Origin of the sequence: Paenibacillus physcomitrellae, from assembly GCF_002240225.1 — a bacterium.
Lineage (GTDB): Bacteria > Bacillota > Bacilli > Paenibacillales > Paenibacillaceae > Fontibacillus > Fontibacillus physcomitrellae.
In genome coordinates this window covers 3020001-3035164 of sequence record NZ_CP022584.1, presented here as the reverse complement: position 1 = coordinate 3035164, position 15164 = coordinate 3020001, and the positions used below count along the sequence as shown (strand labels likewise).

Here is a 15164-nt window from a genome sequence, read left to right as displayed (position 1 = left end):
AAGGCAGTCTTTTTTTTTCGGCTGCCGCAATCTGATCCTTTTTTAAACCTTTGCTTGGCCGATTATGAAGCAGGCCCTTAGACCCTTATCTGACGCGTCTTAACCAGCACTTTTTGGAAACGGTGTTTACCTGTAAAGCATCTGTAAAGCGGCTAGAAACGGGCTGTTTCCCGGGCTGTACAGCCGCTGTATTCATTGACAGAGGCACTAACGTTGTGTAAATTAGTTGTTATCAATGATGACTTTCCTATGAAAGTGAAATTAATAGCATATTATAAACGCCGCGGCGGCTTATGCTGCGAGAGTTTAGGGGGGACCAAGGTGGAAGCATTAGCTTTGGAGCGGAAAGCGGAACAGAACCGCGAGCTGCGAGAGAAGCTTCTTCGTCTTAAGAAAGAACGCAACGCCATTATACTCGCTCATTATTATCAGCGCGATGAGATCCAAGAGGTCGCTGATTTCAGAGGGGATTCATTTCTGCTTGCCCAGAAAGCCGCGGCTACTGACGCTGAGGTTATTGTGTTTTGCGGAGTTCATTTCATGGGGGAAAGCGCCAAGATTCTGGCCCCGAACAAAACGGTATTGATTCCGGATGAACGTGCCGGCTGTCCAATGGCCGACATGGTCAATGTGGACGGACTTCGTAAACTGAAAGCTCAGCATCCTAACGCCAAGGTCGTCACCTATATTAACTCTTCGGCCGAAATCAAAGCGGAGACCGATATATGCTGTACTTCTTCGAACGCAGTTAAGGTGATTCAATCTCTCGATGCTGAGGAAATCATCTGGGTACCGGATAAGAACCTTGGCCATTACGTCCAGCAGCACACAGACAAGAAAATGATCATCTGGGAAGGCTACTGCAACACCCATGACATGCTCACGGTTAAACATGTGATAGAGATGAAAGCCAAATATCCGGATGCCGAATTCGTCGTACACCCGGAATGCCGTCCTGAAGTGGTCGCGATGGGCGACTTTGTCGGCAGCACTACAGCGATTCTGGATTATTGCAAAAATTCCCCTGCCAAACGGTTTATCGTCGGCACGGAAGACGGAACCGGCTACCAGCTGCGTCTGGACAGCCCGGACAAGGAATTTATCTTCGCAACCAAATTTCTGGTATGTCCGAATATGAAAGTCAACAACCTGAAGAAGCTGGTCAAATGTCTCGAAACAATGCAGCCGCAGATTTACGTCCCGACCGAGGTTGCCGACAAGGCCAGAACATCCCTAGAGCGCATGTTACAAGTTCAGTAGCATGCGCTACTCTCTTGTTTAGATAGGTGAAGGCTATGATACCGCAATATTTGGTCGATTTTGATTTGAAGACAATGCCGTCGGCTTGCACCGATGTCGTCATTATCGGATCTGGAATTGCCGGTCTGTTCACCGCTTTGAAGGCAGCCGAGACCCGTAAGGTGACGTTGATTACGAAGAGAGAGCTGATGGAGAGCAATACCCGCTACGCGCAAGGGGGGATTGCTGCCGTCATGTCCGAAGAGGATTCAACGGCTGAGCATGTGGAGGATACGCTGATCGCCGGCGCGGGATTATGCCGTCCGGAGGCCGTGCAGGTGCTGGCGGAAGAAGGGCCGGCCGCCGTTCGTGAGCTGATGGCCCTTGGAGCTGAGTTCGACCAGGAAGACGGCCGGCTTGCGCTCACGAAAGAGGGGGCCCACAGCCATCGGCGGATTTTGCATGCGCACGGCGATGCTACGGGGTATGAAATTGTCCGGGCTCTGGCTGCCAAAGCAAGAAACCACGCCAATATTAAACTCCTGGAACATCATTATGTGATCGATCTCGTACAGGATGAGCTGGGCTGCCGCGGCGTGCTGGTTCAGCGTCCGGACGGTGAACGGCTTTATTTGCAGAGTACGGCCGTTGTTTTATGTTCCGGCGGAGCCGGTCAGCTGTACCGCTATACAACCAATCCCGAAGTCGCTACGGCCGATGGACTAGCCATAGCTTACCGCGCTGGGGCTGTCATTCGGGATGCCGAGTTTATTCAATTTCATCCCACGGCTCTTTGTTATGCCGGCGCTCCCCGCTTTCTGATCTCGGAGGCGGTGCGCGGCGAAGGGGCTGTGCTTCGCAACAGCCGAGGGGAACGTTTCATGGAGAAATACCATCCGCAGCTTGAACTGGCGCCGCGCGACGTAGTGGCCCGGGCGATTGTCAGCGAGATGGAGCAGACGCATGCCCAGATGGTTTATCTGGATATTACCCACGAGCAGCCGGAAGTGATCCGGCATCGTTTTCCTACCATATATGAAACTTGTTTAAGTTACGGTCTCGATATGACCACGGATTGGATTCCTGTGGCTCCGGCTGCGCATTATATGATGGGAGGCGTTCGGACGAACCTGGATGGAGAGACGAACATCCCGCGTTTATTTGCCTGCGGAGAGGTTTCCTCGACGGGGGTGCACGGAGCTAACCGATTAGCGAGCAATTCGTTGTCGGAAGCGCTGGTGTTTGGTTCCCGCATCGTTAAACGGATTAAGGAGCTTGCCGTTCTGCCGGAGCAGGTTTGTATCAGCAAAGGTAACGGCAGCAACGGTTATGACACAGGCCGGACGGCTGAGCCTGCCGGGGATCTTGCCGAGCGAAAGCTCAACCTTCAGAAGACGATGGTTCGCAACGTTGGATTGCGCCGGACAGGTGCGCTTTTGCAGGAGGGACTGGAAGGGCTTAAGCGGGAGCAGGGAATTTTTCAGGCCAAGCTGGAGACAGCAGAGCAGCTGGAATTCGCCAACATGCTCACTTCGTCCCTGCTCATAGCGCAGATGGCGCTGCAGCGCCAGGAAAGCCGCGGGGGCCATTACCGGGAGGATTATCCGGAGCGAAATGATGAAGAGTGGCGGAAACATCAGCTGTGCCGCCGCGATCAACAACTGTTGGAGGTACAAAGCGTATGATTCTAAACGGTTATAATGAAGCTCTAGTCGAGTCCATTAAGGGTTGGCTTAGAGAAGATGTGGGCTCGGGAGACATCAGCACACAGGCGACGATTGCGCCTGGGGACCATTCCATAGGCATTATTCATGCCAAAGACGACGGGATTATAGCCGGAATGCCCATTGCCGGACTTGTCTTTGAGATCGTGGACCCGAGTTTGATTTTTACGCCAAAGGTTCAGGATGGAGATAAGGTGGCTAAAGGCACTATTTTGGCCGTTGTGGAAGGCAGCACGCACAGCATTTTGACCGGAGAGCGTTTGGCTTTGAATCTGATGCAGCGGTTATCCGGCATTGCTACGCGTACAAGAACTTACGTCGATGCCCTAGAAGGCCTGCCTGCCCGTTTGGTGGATACACGGAAAACAACCCCCGGGCACCGGATGCTGGAGAAATACGCCGTACGTACCGGCGGCGGCCATAACCACCGTTTCGGTTTGTATGATGCCGTAATGATTAAAGATAATCATATCAAAGGCGCGGGAGGCATCGCCCAGGCGGTCAGCCGGGCACGAGCCCAGATTCCGCACACGATGACTATAGAAGTAGAAACCGAGAACCTGCAGCAGGTCGAAGAGGCTTTAGCTGCGGGCGCTGATATTATTATGCTGGATAATATGCCAAACGATCTGATGCGTGAAGCTGTTAAGCGAATCAAAGCGGCTGCTCCTCACGTCAGAGTAGAGGCTTCCGGCAATGTGAATCTGCAGACGATCCGCTCGATTGCGGAGACCGGTGTGGACCTTATTTCTGTCGGACGATTAACGTATTCGTTTGAAAATCTGGATATCAGCCTCGACTTGAACGCGAAGAAAGAGAGGTAAGCCATGATTGTTGTAGTCGATGTAGGCAACACAAACATCGTATTGGGTATTTATGAGCGGCAGGAGCTCCTGCACCATTTCAGACTCAGCACCAACCGGCAGGCTACAACCGATGAATACGGCGTGCTGATCTACAACTTGTTTCAAATGTCTAAAATTGATGTAGGGGATATAGATGGGGTTATTATTTCTTCAGTGGTCCCTCCGCTGATGCATGTGCTGGAGCGGATGTGTGAAACCTATTTGAGGAAAAAGCCGCTTGTGGTGGGGCCCGGCATCAAGACGGGACTGAATCTCCGGTACGAGAACCCGCGCGAGGTAGGAGCCGACCGGATCGTCAATGCGGTGGCTGCCGTAGAACTTTATGGCGGAGGGCCGCTTGTGGTTGTCGATTTTGGCACAGCGACCACCTTTGACTGTATTGATGCCGATAATAACTATTTAGGTGGAGCGATTGTGCCCGGCATAGGGATCTCAACGGAAGCTCTGTATCTCCGGGCTTCCAAGCTTCCGCGTATTGAACTCGAGAAGCCGAAGAAAGTCATTGGCCGCAATACGGTTCATGCGATGCAGTCGGGCATTATTTTTGGATATGCCGGGCAGGTGGACGGCATTGTCAGCCGAATTGCCAAGGAAATGGATGCCAAACCGAAAGTGGTGGCGACCGGAGGATTAGCGGAGCTGATTGCCGGTGAGGCAGCTACTGTTGATGAGGTGAATCCGATGCTGACGCTGGAAGGCCTTAGACTGATTTATGAGCGGAATGCCTGAGGGCATAATAGAATAAAGGAAATTTGGAAATGAGGAGGCATGTACAGATGGAACAGGAAAAAGACCGGTTAATCCGGGGAATCGCAATGGATGGCAAGGTACGTGCTTTCGCGGTGCGGACAACGGCTTTGGTGGAGGAGCTTCGTTCCCGCCATGATACTTATCCTACGGCAACTGCTGCCCTGGGCCGTACATTAACGGCAGGCGCCATGATGGGTGCTATGCTGAAGGGCAACGAAAGATTAACGATTCAGGTTAAAGGCGACGGTCCGCTTGGCCAAATCGTTGTGGATGCTAATGCAAAAGGTGAGGTCCGCGGTTATGTGTATGAGCCGCACGTCCATTTGCCGGCCAACAGCCTGGGCAAACTGGATGTTGCCGGTGCGGTCGGCACCACCGGGTTCGTGCATGTCACGAAAGACCTTGGCTTGAAAGAGCCTTACCGCGGCAGCGTACCGATTATCTCGGGCGAGCTAGGCGAAGATTTCACTTATTATTTTGCCTTGTCCGAGCAGACGCCTTCCGCCGTTGGGCTGGGTGTACTGGTTGATACCGATAACTCGGTCATCGTAGCCGGCGGTTTTATCCTTCAGCTGCTGCCTGGCTTGGAAGACAGCGAAATCTCGATCATCGAGCAGGCGGTTTCGCAGATGCCGCCGGTTACTTCGCTGCTGGAGCAGGGCATGAGCGTCGAAGAAATGCTGCGCTGGCTGCTGCCTGACGTGCAGATCATGAGCGAAATGGACATCACCTTCAAATGCAGCTGTTCGCGTGAACGTGTGGAACGTACGCTCATTAGTTTGGGTGAAGAGGAACTGACTCGTCTGATCGAAGAAGACGAGACCACAGAGGTGGTTTGCGACTTCTGCCGCGAAGCTTATCAGTTTAACGGAGAAGAGATGAGAGAACTGCTGGAGCAGGCGAAAGCTTAAAGAGCTGCAGTTCATCTTTTTTAATCCAGAAATCCAGAAATCCAGGATCAAGAGTTATTTCAAGAGCCTCCTTCATTGATGAAGCGAGGCCTTTTGTTTGGCTGATTGGGCTGGAGGCAGCCGGTTCGGCGTGGGAACCAGATGTTATTGACAAGGAGTAACGAAGATTGTTAAGATAATAGTAACAAATACCTACTTATTAACTCGGAAATAAAAATGCCTTCTTTACTGCCTGTGCAGCTGGCATTTCTCCGGTAGTTCTACCGTATTTTCCATCAAGTGAAGTCCCACTTTGAAACCATATCTATTAAATTTGAGGAGGATGCATTATGGCTAAAGTCGTAAATAATGTACTCGAACTTATCGGTAACACTCCGCTTGTCCGTTTGAACCGTATCGTACCTGAGGACAGCGCTGAGATTTATGTGAAACTGGAATATCAAAATCCGGGTTTGAGCGTTAAGGACCGGATCGCTTACAGCATTGTGGAAGAAGCCGAGAAGTCCGGCCGTTTGAAGCCAGGCGGTACGATTGTAGAAGCAACCAGCGGCAATACCGGTATCGGTCTTGCGCTTGTGGCAGCTGCTAAGGGCTACAAAGCAATCATCATTATGCCTGAAACGATGAGTATGGAACGCCGCAACCTGCTGCGCGCTTACGGTGCTGAGCTGGTACTGACTCCGGGATCGGAAGGCATGAACGGCGCAGTAAAGAAAGCCGAAGAGATTTTGGCCGAGAATCCGGATTATTTCCTGGCTGACCAATTCCGCAACCAGGCAAACGTGAAGATCCACCGCGAAACTACAGGTCCGGAAATCGTGGAGGCCATCAACTCCCTGGACGGCAAGTTGGACGCTTTCGTGGCTGGTATCGGCACAGGCGGTACCATTTCCGGTGCGGGCGAAGTGCTGAAGCAGAACTTCCCGGGCATTAAGATTTATGCCGTTGAACCTGCTGCTTCTCCAATTCTGGCGGGCGGCAAGCCGGGCCCTCATAAAATTCAGGGCTTGGGCGCTAACTTCATCCCTGAAATTCTGAACCGTGAGATTTACGATGAAATCATCCATGTAGAGAACGAAGAGGCGTTTGAACAGGCGCGTACCGTAGCCAAACAAGAAGGCCTTTTGACAGGTATCTCTTCCGGCGCTGCCGTATTCGCTGCGCTGAAAGTCGCTAAAGAGCTGGGTAAAGGCAAACGTGTTGTGGCCATCATCCCAAGTAACGGCGAACGTTACCTGAGCACTCCGCTTTATAACTTCGAAGGATAAGACTTACGCCTTGCACACCAGCCCCGAAATCTCCTCTTTAGGAGAGGCGGGGTTGTTTTTTTGTAAAGGTATAAGATCCATAATAACGCTGGTCAACATAGGGGCGGTTTAGTATACTAGCAGACAATAAGAACAGAAAATGGGCAGCGGGGGTTGAAATGAGCACGGTTCTGACAGCTTTGGATAAATGGAAATCCTGGTATGAAGAAGGATGGAGCCTGCTGCCTGTTGCCGTTAAACGGCCGGGTGGTCAGCTTCCGCAAAGCTGGGAAAGCTTGTGGGAGGCGGCTTCTCCTCATTCCTTTGTGCTGGAGAGCGGAAAAGACGGGCGGTATACGATTGCGGGAATTAATCCTGTAGAGGTGCTGCGCGGAAAGGGAGAGTCCGCCGAATTGTTTCACGTGGAAAAAAACGAACAGGCGGTTTTGCAAGGCAAACCCCTTTCGGTCCTCGAAAGCTGGATGCGGTCCTACCGGGCTCCGGCGCTGAAAGAACTGCCTAAATTCGGCGGAGGATTTGTCGGCTATTTGAGCTATGACGTCGCTCGCTCCCTGGAAAAGCTCCCGCAGCAAGCCGAAGACGATCTGCAGGTGGACGATTATATTTGGATGCGGATGGAGGAGGTCTGGATTTACGATCATGAGGCAGACGAAGTGTATGCTTTGATCCATGTGCCCGTTCCTGAGGAGGGACAATTTCCGCAGGAAGATCCGACATCCGTTTTGCTGCGTCTGGAGCGGCTTTACGAGCAGGCCATAATCAGGTCCGAAGCGATGCTGGATGATTGGGAGCAGCTTGTGAGCAAAGTCCAGGACTCGGAGAGGAATCGCCTCCGCCGCAAGCTCGCGACTTCTCCGCCGGAGTGGGATCTAAGTACGCCAATGGCTGAGGAAGGCTGGACGACCTCGTTCGGCCAAGCTGAATTTGAGGCTGCAGTCCACCGTATACAGGCTTATATCGCCGCAGGAGATGTATTTCAGGTTAACCTGTCCATGCGCCGTCAGCGCCGGCTGCAGGCCTCTGCGGAGGAATTATACGAATGGTTCAGGATCATCAATCCATCTCCTTATATGGGGCTGCTTCGGTTTCCGGAGTTTCAGCTGGTCTCCGGTTCTCCGGAGCTGCTGGTCAGTCTGCATGAGGGGCGGATAGGTGCTCGCCCGATTGCGGGAACCCGCAGACGTGGAAGAAACGCCGAGGAAGATGCGGCCATGGCGGCCGAGCTGCTGGGTAGCGAGAAAGAGCGCGCCGAGCATATTATGCTTGTTGATCTGGAGCGCAACGATCTTGGCCGGGTAGCGGCATATGGCTCGGTCAAGGTGAGCGAGCTGCTGAAGGTGGAGTATTACTCCCATGTCATGCATCTGGTTTCGCAGGTGGACGCGGAACTGGGGCAGGGATACAGCTTGTTTGACCTTATTGCAGCTACCTTCCCGGGCGGGACGATTACCGGAGCGCCGAAGGTTCGGACGATGGAAATCATCGAGGAGCTTGAACCGGTAACACGAGGACCTTATACAGGTTCCATCGGATGGATTGACTATCAGGGAAATATGGAATTAAATATTGTCATCAGGACTATGATCGTACAAGACGGTTACGGCCATATCCAGACCGGGGCCGGAGTCGTAATAGACTCTGATCCCTACCGAGAGTATAGAGAATGCGAGAATAAGGCCCGTGCTGCACGGACGGCGGTCCGCTACAGCGAACTGAGCCGTGTATCGGCAGTTACGGCCGGAGACTAGAGGAGCTGAGCTTAGATGATATTAGTGATTGATAATTATGATTCCTTTACCTACAACCTGGTACAATATTTAGGAGAGCTGGGCGAAGAAGTCGTTGTGAAGCGGAACGACGAGATTGATCTTACCGGGATCGAGCAGCTGAATCCAGACCATATATTGATTTCTCCAGGCCCATGTACGCCTAACGAGGCTGGAATCAGCCTGGCGCTGATTGACCGCTTCAAGGGAGGAATTCCGATCTTCGGCGTTTGTCTGGGGCATCAAGCCATCGGCCAGGCGTTCGGCGGGAACGTGATCCGGGCGGAGCGTCTGATGCACGGCAAAACCTCGCCGATCTTCCATGAAGGACAGTCCGTCTTTGCCGGTCTTCCCTCTCCATTCACGGCTACCCGGTATCATTCGCTGTTGGTCGAGCGCAGCACCCTGCCGGATTGCCTGGAGATTACGGCGGAAACGCAGGAAGGGGAAATTATGGGCCTTCGGCATAGAGAGTACGACGTCGAGGGGGTTCAGTTCCATCCCGAATCTATCGTGACCGATCATGGCTACGAGATTTTACGCAACTTCCTGAAGCGGAACAAGAAAGAAGCGAGCGTATGAATTATGTTGGAGTAAATGGAAGAATTGTGCCGACAGGCGAAGCCATGGTATCCGTTATGGATCATGGCTTTTTGTACGGAATGGGCTTGTTTGAAACCTTTCGGACGTACGGCGGTGTACCATTTTTGCTGGAGGCTCATCTGGACAGGCTGCGCGAAGGCTGCCGGGCGATTGGAATCCCGGCGGGTCTGGACCAAGCTCGAATTACAGAGCTGATTCAAGGCTTGATGGAAGCTAACGGGCTGGAAGAAGCCTATATTCGTTATACGGTTACCGCGGGGGAGGCGCCTTTAGGTCTACCCGGAGAGTCTTATAAGCAGGCCACTGAAATTGTTTATGTCAAACCTTTGCCGCCGCTGTCTGCGGAGCTTTATACGAAGGGGAAGGCGCTGTATGTATTAGATACCCCGCGTAATACGCCCGAGGGAACGGTACGGCTTAAATCACTCCATTATATGAACAATATTTTAGCCAAGCAGGAGTTAACGGAGAAAGAAGCCCAATATGGAGCGGCTGCCAACCCGGACAGGCTCCCGGCCGAAGGTCTGATGCTTACCGCAGACGGGAAGCTGGCCGAGGGGATTGTCAGCAACTTATTTGTCCTGGCGGGGTCAAAGCTGTATACGCCTTCTGCCGACACCGGTATCCTGCCGGGCATTACCCGCCGTCAGGTGATCCGGGACGCCGGCGAGCTGGGCGTTAAAGTTGTCGAAGGGCGCTTTGATCGGGAGCTGCTGTCTGCGGCCGAGGAGGTCCTGGTGACCAATTCGGTTCAGGAGCTAGTGCCGGTCACGAGAGTGATTGGAACGGAGGGGACGGCCTTTGAGGTTAGCGGCGGCAAGGCGGGCACGCTTACGCGCAAGCTGCTTGAGCTTTACCGAAATGCATACGGCGGGAACCTGACAGGAGGAGGATGAAGGATGAATCCAATCCTATATCAACGACAATATAACTGCGGACCGGCCAGCTTTGAGCTGGGATCGCGCACCTTGGTGATGGGCATTTTAAATGCCACGCCGGATTCTTTTTCCGATGGGGGACGTTATCAGGATACGGAGAAAGCTGCCGCTCATGCGCTGGAGATGATCCGGGATGGGGCAGATATCATTGATATTGGCGGAGAATCAACACGGCCGGGCCATGAAAGCGTAAGCCTGGAGGAGGAGCTGCGCCGCGTGATTCCGGTCGTCGAGGCCGTTCACCAAGCAGCGCCCCACATTCCGATCTCCGTAGATACTTATAAAGCCGAAGTTGCCAGACAATCGCTGCTGGCGGGGGCGCACATCATCAATGATATATGGGGCTTAAAGCAGGATCCGCTGATGGCGGAAGTGGCTGCCGAGTTTGGGTGTCCCGTTATTCTGATGCACAACCGCGATAATATGGATTACAGCAGCTTGATTGAGGATATGATGGCCGACCTTACGGAAAGTGTTGATTTGGCGCTTAAAGCAGGCGTAAGGCAGGAGCAGATTATTTTGGACCCTGGAATCGGATTTGCCAAAACTTATGCCCACAACCTTGAAGCGATGCGTTCGCTGGACAAGCTGATGGAGCTGGGTTATCCGCTGCTGCTCGGCACTTCCCGCAAAAGATTCATCCGTACCGCGCTGGACGTCTCCGTTGAGGATACGCTGATGGGCACGGCTGCCACAGTAGCGTTTGGTATTGCTCAAGGCTGTCAAATCGTACGTGTCCACGACGTGAAGGAGATCAAACAGACAGCGGCGATGTGCGACGCTATGTTATACGGCTAGTTTTATACGCCTAGTGCCCCGTGGACAGACACCGGCTGTTGGAGCAGGGATTCTAAGGAATGATTTCGGGTAATAAATAGATTCGGGATATTTTACACAGTAAATTTTTCAAGGAGGCGCAGCCTATGGATAAAATGGTGCTTCGGCGCATGGAATATTACGGATACCACGGCGTATTTGAAGAGGAGCGGAAGCTGGGCCAGCGTTTCTACGTAGATCTGGAGCTGCAAATGGATCTGCGGGAGGCCGGCGTATCCGACGACTTGTCCAAAACGGTAAATTATGCCGAAATCCATGAACGAGTTAAAGCCATTGTGGAAAATAAGAGTTTCAAGCTTATTGAAGCGCTCGCTGAGCATATTGCATCCGATCTGCTGGACACTTATACTGTTATAGATGCTTTGACGGTGAAGCTGACCAAACCGCATCCGCCGTTTGATATTCATTTTGAAGGCGTGACCGTAGAGCTGTTTAGAACAAGAAAGTGAGTATAAATGATGAATGATCACACGTCCTCTGAGCTGTCAGAGGCTTTTATAGCATTGGGGGCCAACCTTGGCGACCGCGAAGCAACCTTGATGGAGGCGATCCGCCGGCTGGACCTACACCCGGACATCACGGTTACCCGCTGCTCCAATTTATATGAAACAGAGCCGGTCGGCTACCTGGATCAGCCGGATTTCGTCAACATGGCCATTGCGGTCAGAACGGGTCTGACGCCGCTGGAGCTGCTGCGCTTTATGCTTGAGACGGAGCAGCAGCTTGGGCGGGAGAGAAGCATCAGATGGGGGCCGCGTACGGTCGATCTGGATTTGCTGTGGATGGACGGATTGACGCTGGATACCGCGGAGCTCGTGCTTCCTCATCCACGGATGATGGAGCGCGCGTTTGTGCTTGTTCCGCTGGCCGACGTTGTTGAGTCCGAGGACGGCGGGGAAGTGAAAGGCCTCCGTGCCAGCCTCCATGAGGCATTGGATCGGCTCCCGGAGAAGAAAGGAATTTGCTTGTGGAAAACGTGCACCTGGCGCAGCGCATCCGCGCCTTCAGAAAACTAAAAGGATACACACAGGCTCAGCTTGCCGCTGAAACAGGCATATCGTTGGCCGTTTTGGGCGCAGTAGAACGCGGCAACCGCCGCCCGGAAGATCAAATTTTAACTAAAATTGCAGAGGCCTTGGGCATTTCGGTAGCGGAGCTTAAGGATCAGAATGCGTAATTCTGTCAGGACAATGAGTGCCGGGCGATCCGGCATTAGGGTATATATAGAAGTTAGATTTGGTGAGTTAGTTTGCTGATGTTGAAGAACAAGAGGTGAGTAAGAATGCTGAAGATTGGCGATATTGAAATGAAAAACGAGGTCGTGCTCGCGCCGATGGCCGGCGTCTGCAACCCGGCTTTCCGCCTGATCGCGAAGGAATTCGGAACCGGCCTGGTTTGCGCCGAGATGGTCAGCGGCAAAGCGATCGTGCACGGCAACGAGCGTACGCGCGAAATGCTGTTTGTGGACGAGCGGGAGAAGCCGCTCAGCCTGCAGATTTTTGGCGGGGACAAAGATTCCCTGGTAGAAGCGGCCAAAGTAGTCGACCAGGAAACCAATGCGGATATCATCGATATCAACATGGGCTGCCCTGCGCCTAAAGTGACAAAAGCCGATGCCGGCGCCCGCTGGCTGCTGGATCCGAACAAAATCAACGAAATGGTCGCGGCTGTTGTAGCCGCCGTTCAGAAGCCGGTTACCGTGAAGATGCGCATCGGCTGGGATCATGACCATATCTACGTCATTGATAACGTTAAGGCGGTTGAAGCCGCAGGCGGCAAAGCCGTCAGCATCCACGGCCGTACCCGGGAGCAGCACTACACGGGAAAAGCCGATTGGAGCTACATCAAGCAGGCCAAAGAAGCGGTGTCCATTCCGATTATCGGCAACGGTGACGTCGCTACGCCTGAGGATGCCCGCCGGATGCTGGACGAGACGGGCTGTGACGGTGTCATGATCGGACGCGGCGCGCTCGGTAACCCTTGGATGCTGTACCGCACGATTGAATATCTGAAGACCGGCGTACTGATGCCGGAACCGGATGCAGCGGAGAAGATCCGCATTGCTATTCTGCATATGGACCGGCTGGTTGCTCTTCGCGGAGAGCATATCGCAGTCAGAGAGATGCGCAAGCACATCGCTTGGTATCTGAAGGGACTCAAGGGCGGCACCCGGATCAAGGATATCATTATGGAAGAGACAAAGCGGGATGAAATGGAGCGCATTTTGAAGGAATTTGTAGCTAAGCTGCAGGAAGCCGGCGAAGATAAAATGCAGGTGGTTTAAAATCGCGCTTATTTCCTGAATTTACATGGTTATGAACATGCTGTTTTCATTTTACGTGTCATTGACATTTTGCATGGGTTAACCTATAATTTCTCAGTATAAATTCGCCATTTGGAGATTACTTCCATGGGATGAGTGCGTTCTCATCTTTGCATCATTGCATATGATATTCTCAAATGATACGTGATTACATCACGGCCGGCACCGGTCTTTGGTGCTTGCTGCCTCCTCGATGAAAGGCTCTTGTCCAAGAGGCCTGGCACCTGGGGTGCAGAAGGCGAAAATTTTTTCCATGACAGGAGAATCGGTTGAGATGAGCGATAAAGAAGTTATTTTAACCCAGGACGGTCTGAAGAGACTTGAAGAAGAGCTTGAAAATTTGAAATCTGTGAAACGCCGCGAAGTGGCTGAACGGATTAAAGTAGCGATCGGTTACGGCGACATCAGTGAGAACTCGGAATACGAAGACGCCAAGAATGAGCAGGCGTTTATCGAAGGCCGGATCTTGACGCTGGAGAAAATGCTTCGCAATGCACGCATTATCAGCAATGATGATATAGATACCGATACCGTAAGTGTTGGGGTTACCGTTATTGTTGAAGATCTCGAATTCGGCGACAAAATGGAATATGTTATCGTTGGTACAGCCGAGTCTGATCCATTGCAAAATAAAATTTCGAATGAAAGCCCTGTCGGCAAAGCGATTCTTGGCAAAGCTAAAGGCGCTGTCGTAGATGTTGCTGTCCCGGCCGGCACGATTCAATACAAGATTCTCGATATTAAGAAATAAGATCTTTTCCATTTAACCAAGAAGCTTCCCTTTGGAAGCTTCTTTCCCTGTTTTTTATAAGCCAAGCTCTAAGGAGTCTTGAGGGAGTCTTTAGGTAAGGAAGAAATTAAGGAGTTGAAATCAAGAATGACTGAGGAAAATGTAAGCCAGGAAAATGCAGCTTCAGAGCTTGAGGTCAGCGAGCTGCTGCAAATCAGACGCGACAAATTGGACGAGCTCCGTGGAATGGGCGTTGACCCTTTCGGCAAGAAATACGACCGCACCCATAACGCCGGGGACATCTTGAAAGCTTATGACGGGATGACCAAAGAAGAGCTGGAAGAGAACAAGGTATCTGTAAAGATTGCCGGCCGTATTATGGCTAAACGTACGATGGGTAAAGCCAGCTTTGCTCATATCCAGGATCTTACCGGCAAAATTCAGATTTATGTCCGTAAAGACACTGTTTCTGAGGTGGAATACAACGTATTTGATCTGCTTGATCTTGGCGATATTGTTGGCGTCAGCGGTGAAGTGTTCAAGACCAAAACCGGCGAGACAACGATCAAAGTACACAGCCTTGAGTTGCTGTCCAAATCGCTTTATCCATTGCCGGACAAGTATCATGGTCTAAAAGATGTGGAGCTGCGCTACCGTCAGCGTTATGTCGATCTGATCATCAATCCGGAAGTCCAGCAGACCTTCATTACCCGTTCCCGGATCATCCAGTCTATGCGCCGTTATCTGGATTCCCTCGGTTATTTGGAAGTCGAAACGCCTACCCTGCACAATATTGCAGGCGGTGCCGCGGCTCGTCCGTTCATTACGCACCATAACGCGCTGGACATGGAGCTGTACATGCGGATCGCGATTGAGCTTCATCTGAAGCGCCTGATCGTCGGCGGTCTGGAGAAAGTGTACGAGATTGGCCGGGTTTACCGGAACGAAGGGATTTCCACGCGTCATAACCCTGAATTCACCATGATCGAGTTGTATGAGGCTTATGCTGACTATAAAGACATCATGGCTCTGACGGAAAATATGGTCGCTCACATTGCCGAGGAAGTGCTTGGCACGCAAACGATCGAATATCAAGGCCAAATGGTTGATCTTAAACCGCAGTGGAGACGTGTATCCATGGTGGATGCCGTTAAAGAAGTTACAGGCGTAGACTTCGGCGTCCAAATGACAAATGAAGAAGCGCACCGC

16 protein-coding genes (1 of these 16 only partly in view) are annotated in these 15164 nt (G+C 52.2%); all 16 read left to right on the top strand.

Features of this window, described 5'->3' with window-relative positions:
• Positions 1-321: 321 nt before the first annotated feature.
• Positions 322-1260 carry a quinolinate synthase NadA gene (nadA, locus tag CBE73_RS13785; RefSeq protein ID WP_094094685.1) on the top strand — a complete coding sequence of 313 codons (939 nt, stop codon included), beginning with the start codon at positions 322-324 and terminating at the stop codon, positions 1258-1260.
• Positions 1261-1295: 35 nt separating this feature from the next.
• On the top strand, positions 1296-2924 hold the full coding sequence (gene nadB, locus CBE73_RS13780) for an L-aspartate oxidase (RefSeq protein ID WP_094094684.1): 1629 nt from the start codon (positions 1296-1298) through the stop codon (positions 2922-2924).
• Complete coding sequence (gene nadC, locus CBE73_RS13775) at positions 2921-3787, top strand: carboxylating nicotinate-nucleotide diphosphorylase (RefSeq protein WP_094094683.1); 867 nt, start codon at positions 2921-2923, stop codon at positions 3785-3787. Before nadB ends, nadC begins: the two co-directional genes overlap by 4 nt.
• A gap of 3 nt (positions 3788-3790) precedes the next feature.
• Positions 3791-4558 carry a type III pantothenate kinase gene (locus tag CBE73_RS13770; RefSeq protein ID WP_094094682.1) on the top strand — a complete coding sequence of 256 codons (768 nt, stop codon included), beginning with the start codon at positions 3791-3793 and terminating at the stop codon, positions 4556-4558.
• Positions 4559-4605: 47 nt separating this feature from the next.
• The gene (gene hslO / locus CBE73_RS13765) at positions 4606-5490 is read left to right on the top strand and encodes an Hsp33 family molecular chaperone HslO (RefSeq protein WP_094094681.1); all 885 of its coding nucleotides are present in this window, start codon (positions 4606-4608) and stop codon (positions 5488-5490) included.
• A gap of 329 nt (positions 5491-5819) precedes the next feature.
• On the top strand, positions 5820-6758 hold the full coding sequence (cysK, locus tag CBE73_RS13760; protein WP_094094680.1) for a cysteine synthase A: 939 nt from the start codon (positions 5820-5822) through the stop codon (positions 6756-6758).
• A gap of 158 nt (positions 6759-6916) precedes the next feature.
• Positions 6917-8506, top strand: a complete 1590-nt coding sequence (locus tag CBE73_RS13755) for an anthranilate synthase component I family protein (protein WP_094094679.1) — start codon at positions 6917-6919, stop codon at positions 8504-8506.
• Between the two features lie 15 nt (positions 8507-8521).
• Complete coding sequence (pabA, locus tag CBE73_RS13750; RefSeq protein WP_094094678.1) at positions 8522-9106, top strand: aminodeoxychorismate/anthranilate synthase component II; 585 nt, start codon at positions 8522-8524, stop codon at positions 9104-9106.
• Positions 9103-10023 carry an aminotransferase class IV gene (locus CBE73_RS13745; RefSeq protein WP_094094677.1) on the top strand — a complete coding sequence of 307 codons (921 nt, stop codon included), beginning with the start codon at positions 9103-9105 and terminating at the stop codon, positions 10021-10023. The genes pabA and CBE73_RS13745 overlap by 4 nt, the downstream gene beginning before the upstream one ends.
• 3 nt (positions 10024-10026) lie before the next feature.
• Positions 10027-10863: a dihydropteroate synthase gene (gene folP / locus CBE73_RS13740; protein WP_094094676.1), complete on the top strand. Its 837-nt coding sequence runs from the start codon at positions 10027-10029 to the stop codon at positions 10861-10863.
• Between the two features lie 125 nt (positions 10864-10988).
• Complete coding sequence (gene folB / locus CBE73_RS13735; protein ID WP_094094675.1) at positions 10989-11351, top strand: dihydroneopterin aldolase; 363 nt, start codon at positions 10989-10991, stop codon at positions 11349-11351.
• Between the two features lie 9 nt (positions 11352-11360).
• On the top strand, positions 11361-11918 hold the full coding sequence (folK, locus tag CBE73_RS13730) for a 2-amino-4-hydroxy-6-hydroxymethyldihydropteridine diphosphokinase (protein WP_094096316.1): 558 nt from the start codon (positions 11361-11363) through the stop codon (positions 11916-11918).
• Positions 11870-12079: a helix-turn-helix domain-containing protein gene (locus CBE73_RS13725; protein WP_094094674.1), complete on the top strand. Its 210-nt coding sequence runs from the start codon at positions 11870-11872 to the stop codon at positions 12077-12079. The genes folK and CBE73_RS13725 overlap by 49 nt, the downstream gene beginning before the upstream one ends.
• Positions 12080-12184: 105 nt before the next feature.
• Positions 12185-13186, top strand: a complete 1002-nt coding sequence (gene dusB / locus CBE73_RS13720; protein ID WP_094094673.1) for a tRNA dihydrouridine synthase DusB — start codon at positions 12185-12187, stop codon at positions 13184-13186.
• Between the two features lie 313 nt (positions 13187-13499).
• On the top strand, positions 13500-13976 hold the full coding sequence (greA, locus tag CBE73_RS13715) for a transcription elongation factor GreA (RefSeq protein WP_094096315.1): 477 nt from the start codon (positions 13500-13502) through the stop codon (positions 13974-13976).
• A 126-nt stretch (positions 13977-14102) separates the two neighbouring features.
• A protein-coding gene (gene lysS, locus CBE73_RS13710) for a lysine--tRNA ligase (RefSeq protein WP_094094672.1) crosses the window boundary here: on the top strand, positions 14103-15164 show its 5' portion. It continues 471 nt past the right edge of the window; 1062 of the gene's 1533 nt are visible here — the first part of the coding sequence; its start codon is at positions 14103-14105; its stop codon lies beyond the right edge, outside the window.

Excerpts from the sequence above, each read along its gene's own strand:
- CBE73_RS13745 (WP_094094677.1), top strand. The coding sequence starts at position 9,103 with ATGAATTATGTTGGAGTAAATGGAAGAATTGTGCCGACAGGCGAAGCC.
- cysK (WP_094094680.1), top strand. The coding sequence starts at position 5,820 with ATGGCTAAAGTCGTAAATAATGTACTCGAACTTATCGGTAACACTCCG.
- folB (WP_094094675.1), top strand. The coding sequence starts at position 10,989 with ATGGATAAAATGGTGCTTCGGCGCATGGAATATTACGGATACCACGGC.
- CBE73_RS13755 (WP_094094679.1), top strand. The coding sequence starts at position 6,917 with ATGAGCACGGTTCTGACAGCTTTGGATAAATGGAAATCCTGGTATGAA.
- dusB (WP_094094673.1), top strand. The coding sequence starts at position 12,185 with ATGCTGAAGATTGGCGATATTGAAATGAAAAACGAGGTCGTGCTCGCG.
- folK (WP_094096316.1), top strand. The coding sequence starts at position 11,361 with ATGAATGATCACACGTCCTCTGAGCTGTCAGAGGCTTTTATAGCATTG.
- pabA (WP_094094678.1), top strand. The coding sequence starts at position 8,522 with ATGATATTAGTGATTGATAATTATGATTCCTTTACCTACAACCTGGTA.
- folP (WP_094094676.1), top strand. The coding sequence starts at position 10,027 with ATGAATCCAATCCTATATCAACGACAATATAACTGCGGACCGGCCAGC.
- nadB (WP_094094684.1), top strand. The coding sequence starts at position 1,296 with ATGATACCGCAATATTTGGTCGATTTTGATTTGAAGACAATGCCGTCG.
- nadC (WP_094094683.1), top strand. The coding sequence starts at position 2,921 with ATGATTCTAAACGGTTATAATGAAGCTCTAGTCGAGTCCATTAAGGGT.
- hslO (WP_094094681.1), top strand. The coding sequence starts at position 4,606 with ATGGAACAGGAAAAAGACCGGTTAATCCGGGGAATCGCAATGGATGGC.
- CBE73_RS13770 (WP_094094682.1), top strand. The coding sequence starts at position 3,791 with ATGATTGTTGTAGTCGATGTAGGCAACACAAACATCGTATTGGGTATT.
- greA (WP_094096315.1), top strand. The coding sequence starts at position 13,500 with ATGAGCGATAAAGAAGTTATTTTAACCCAGGACGGTCTGAAGAGACTT.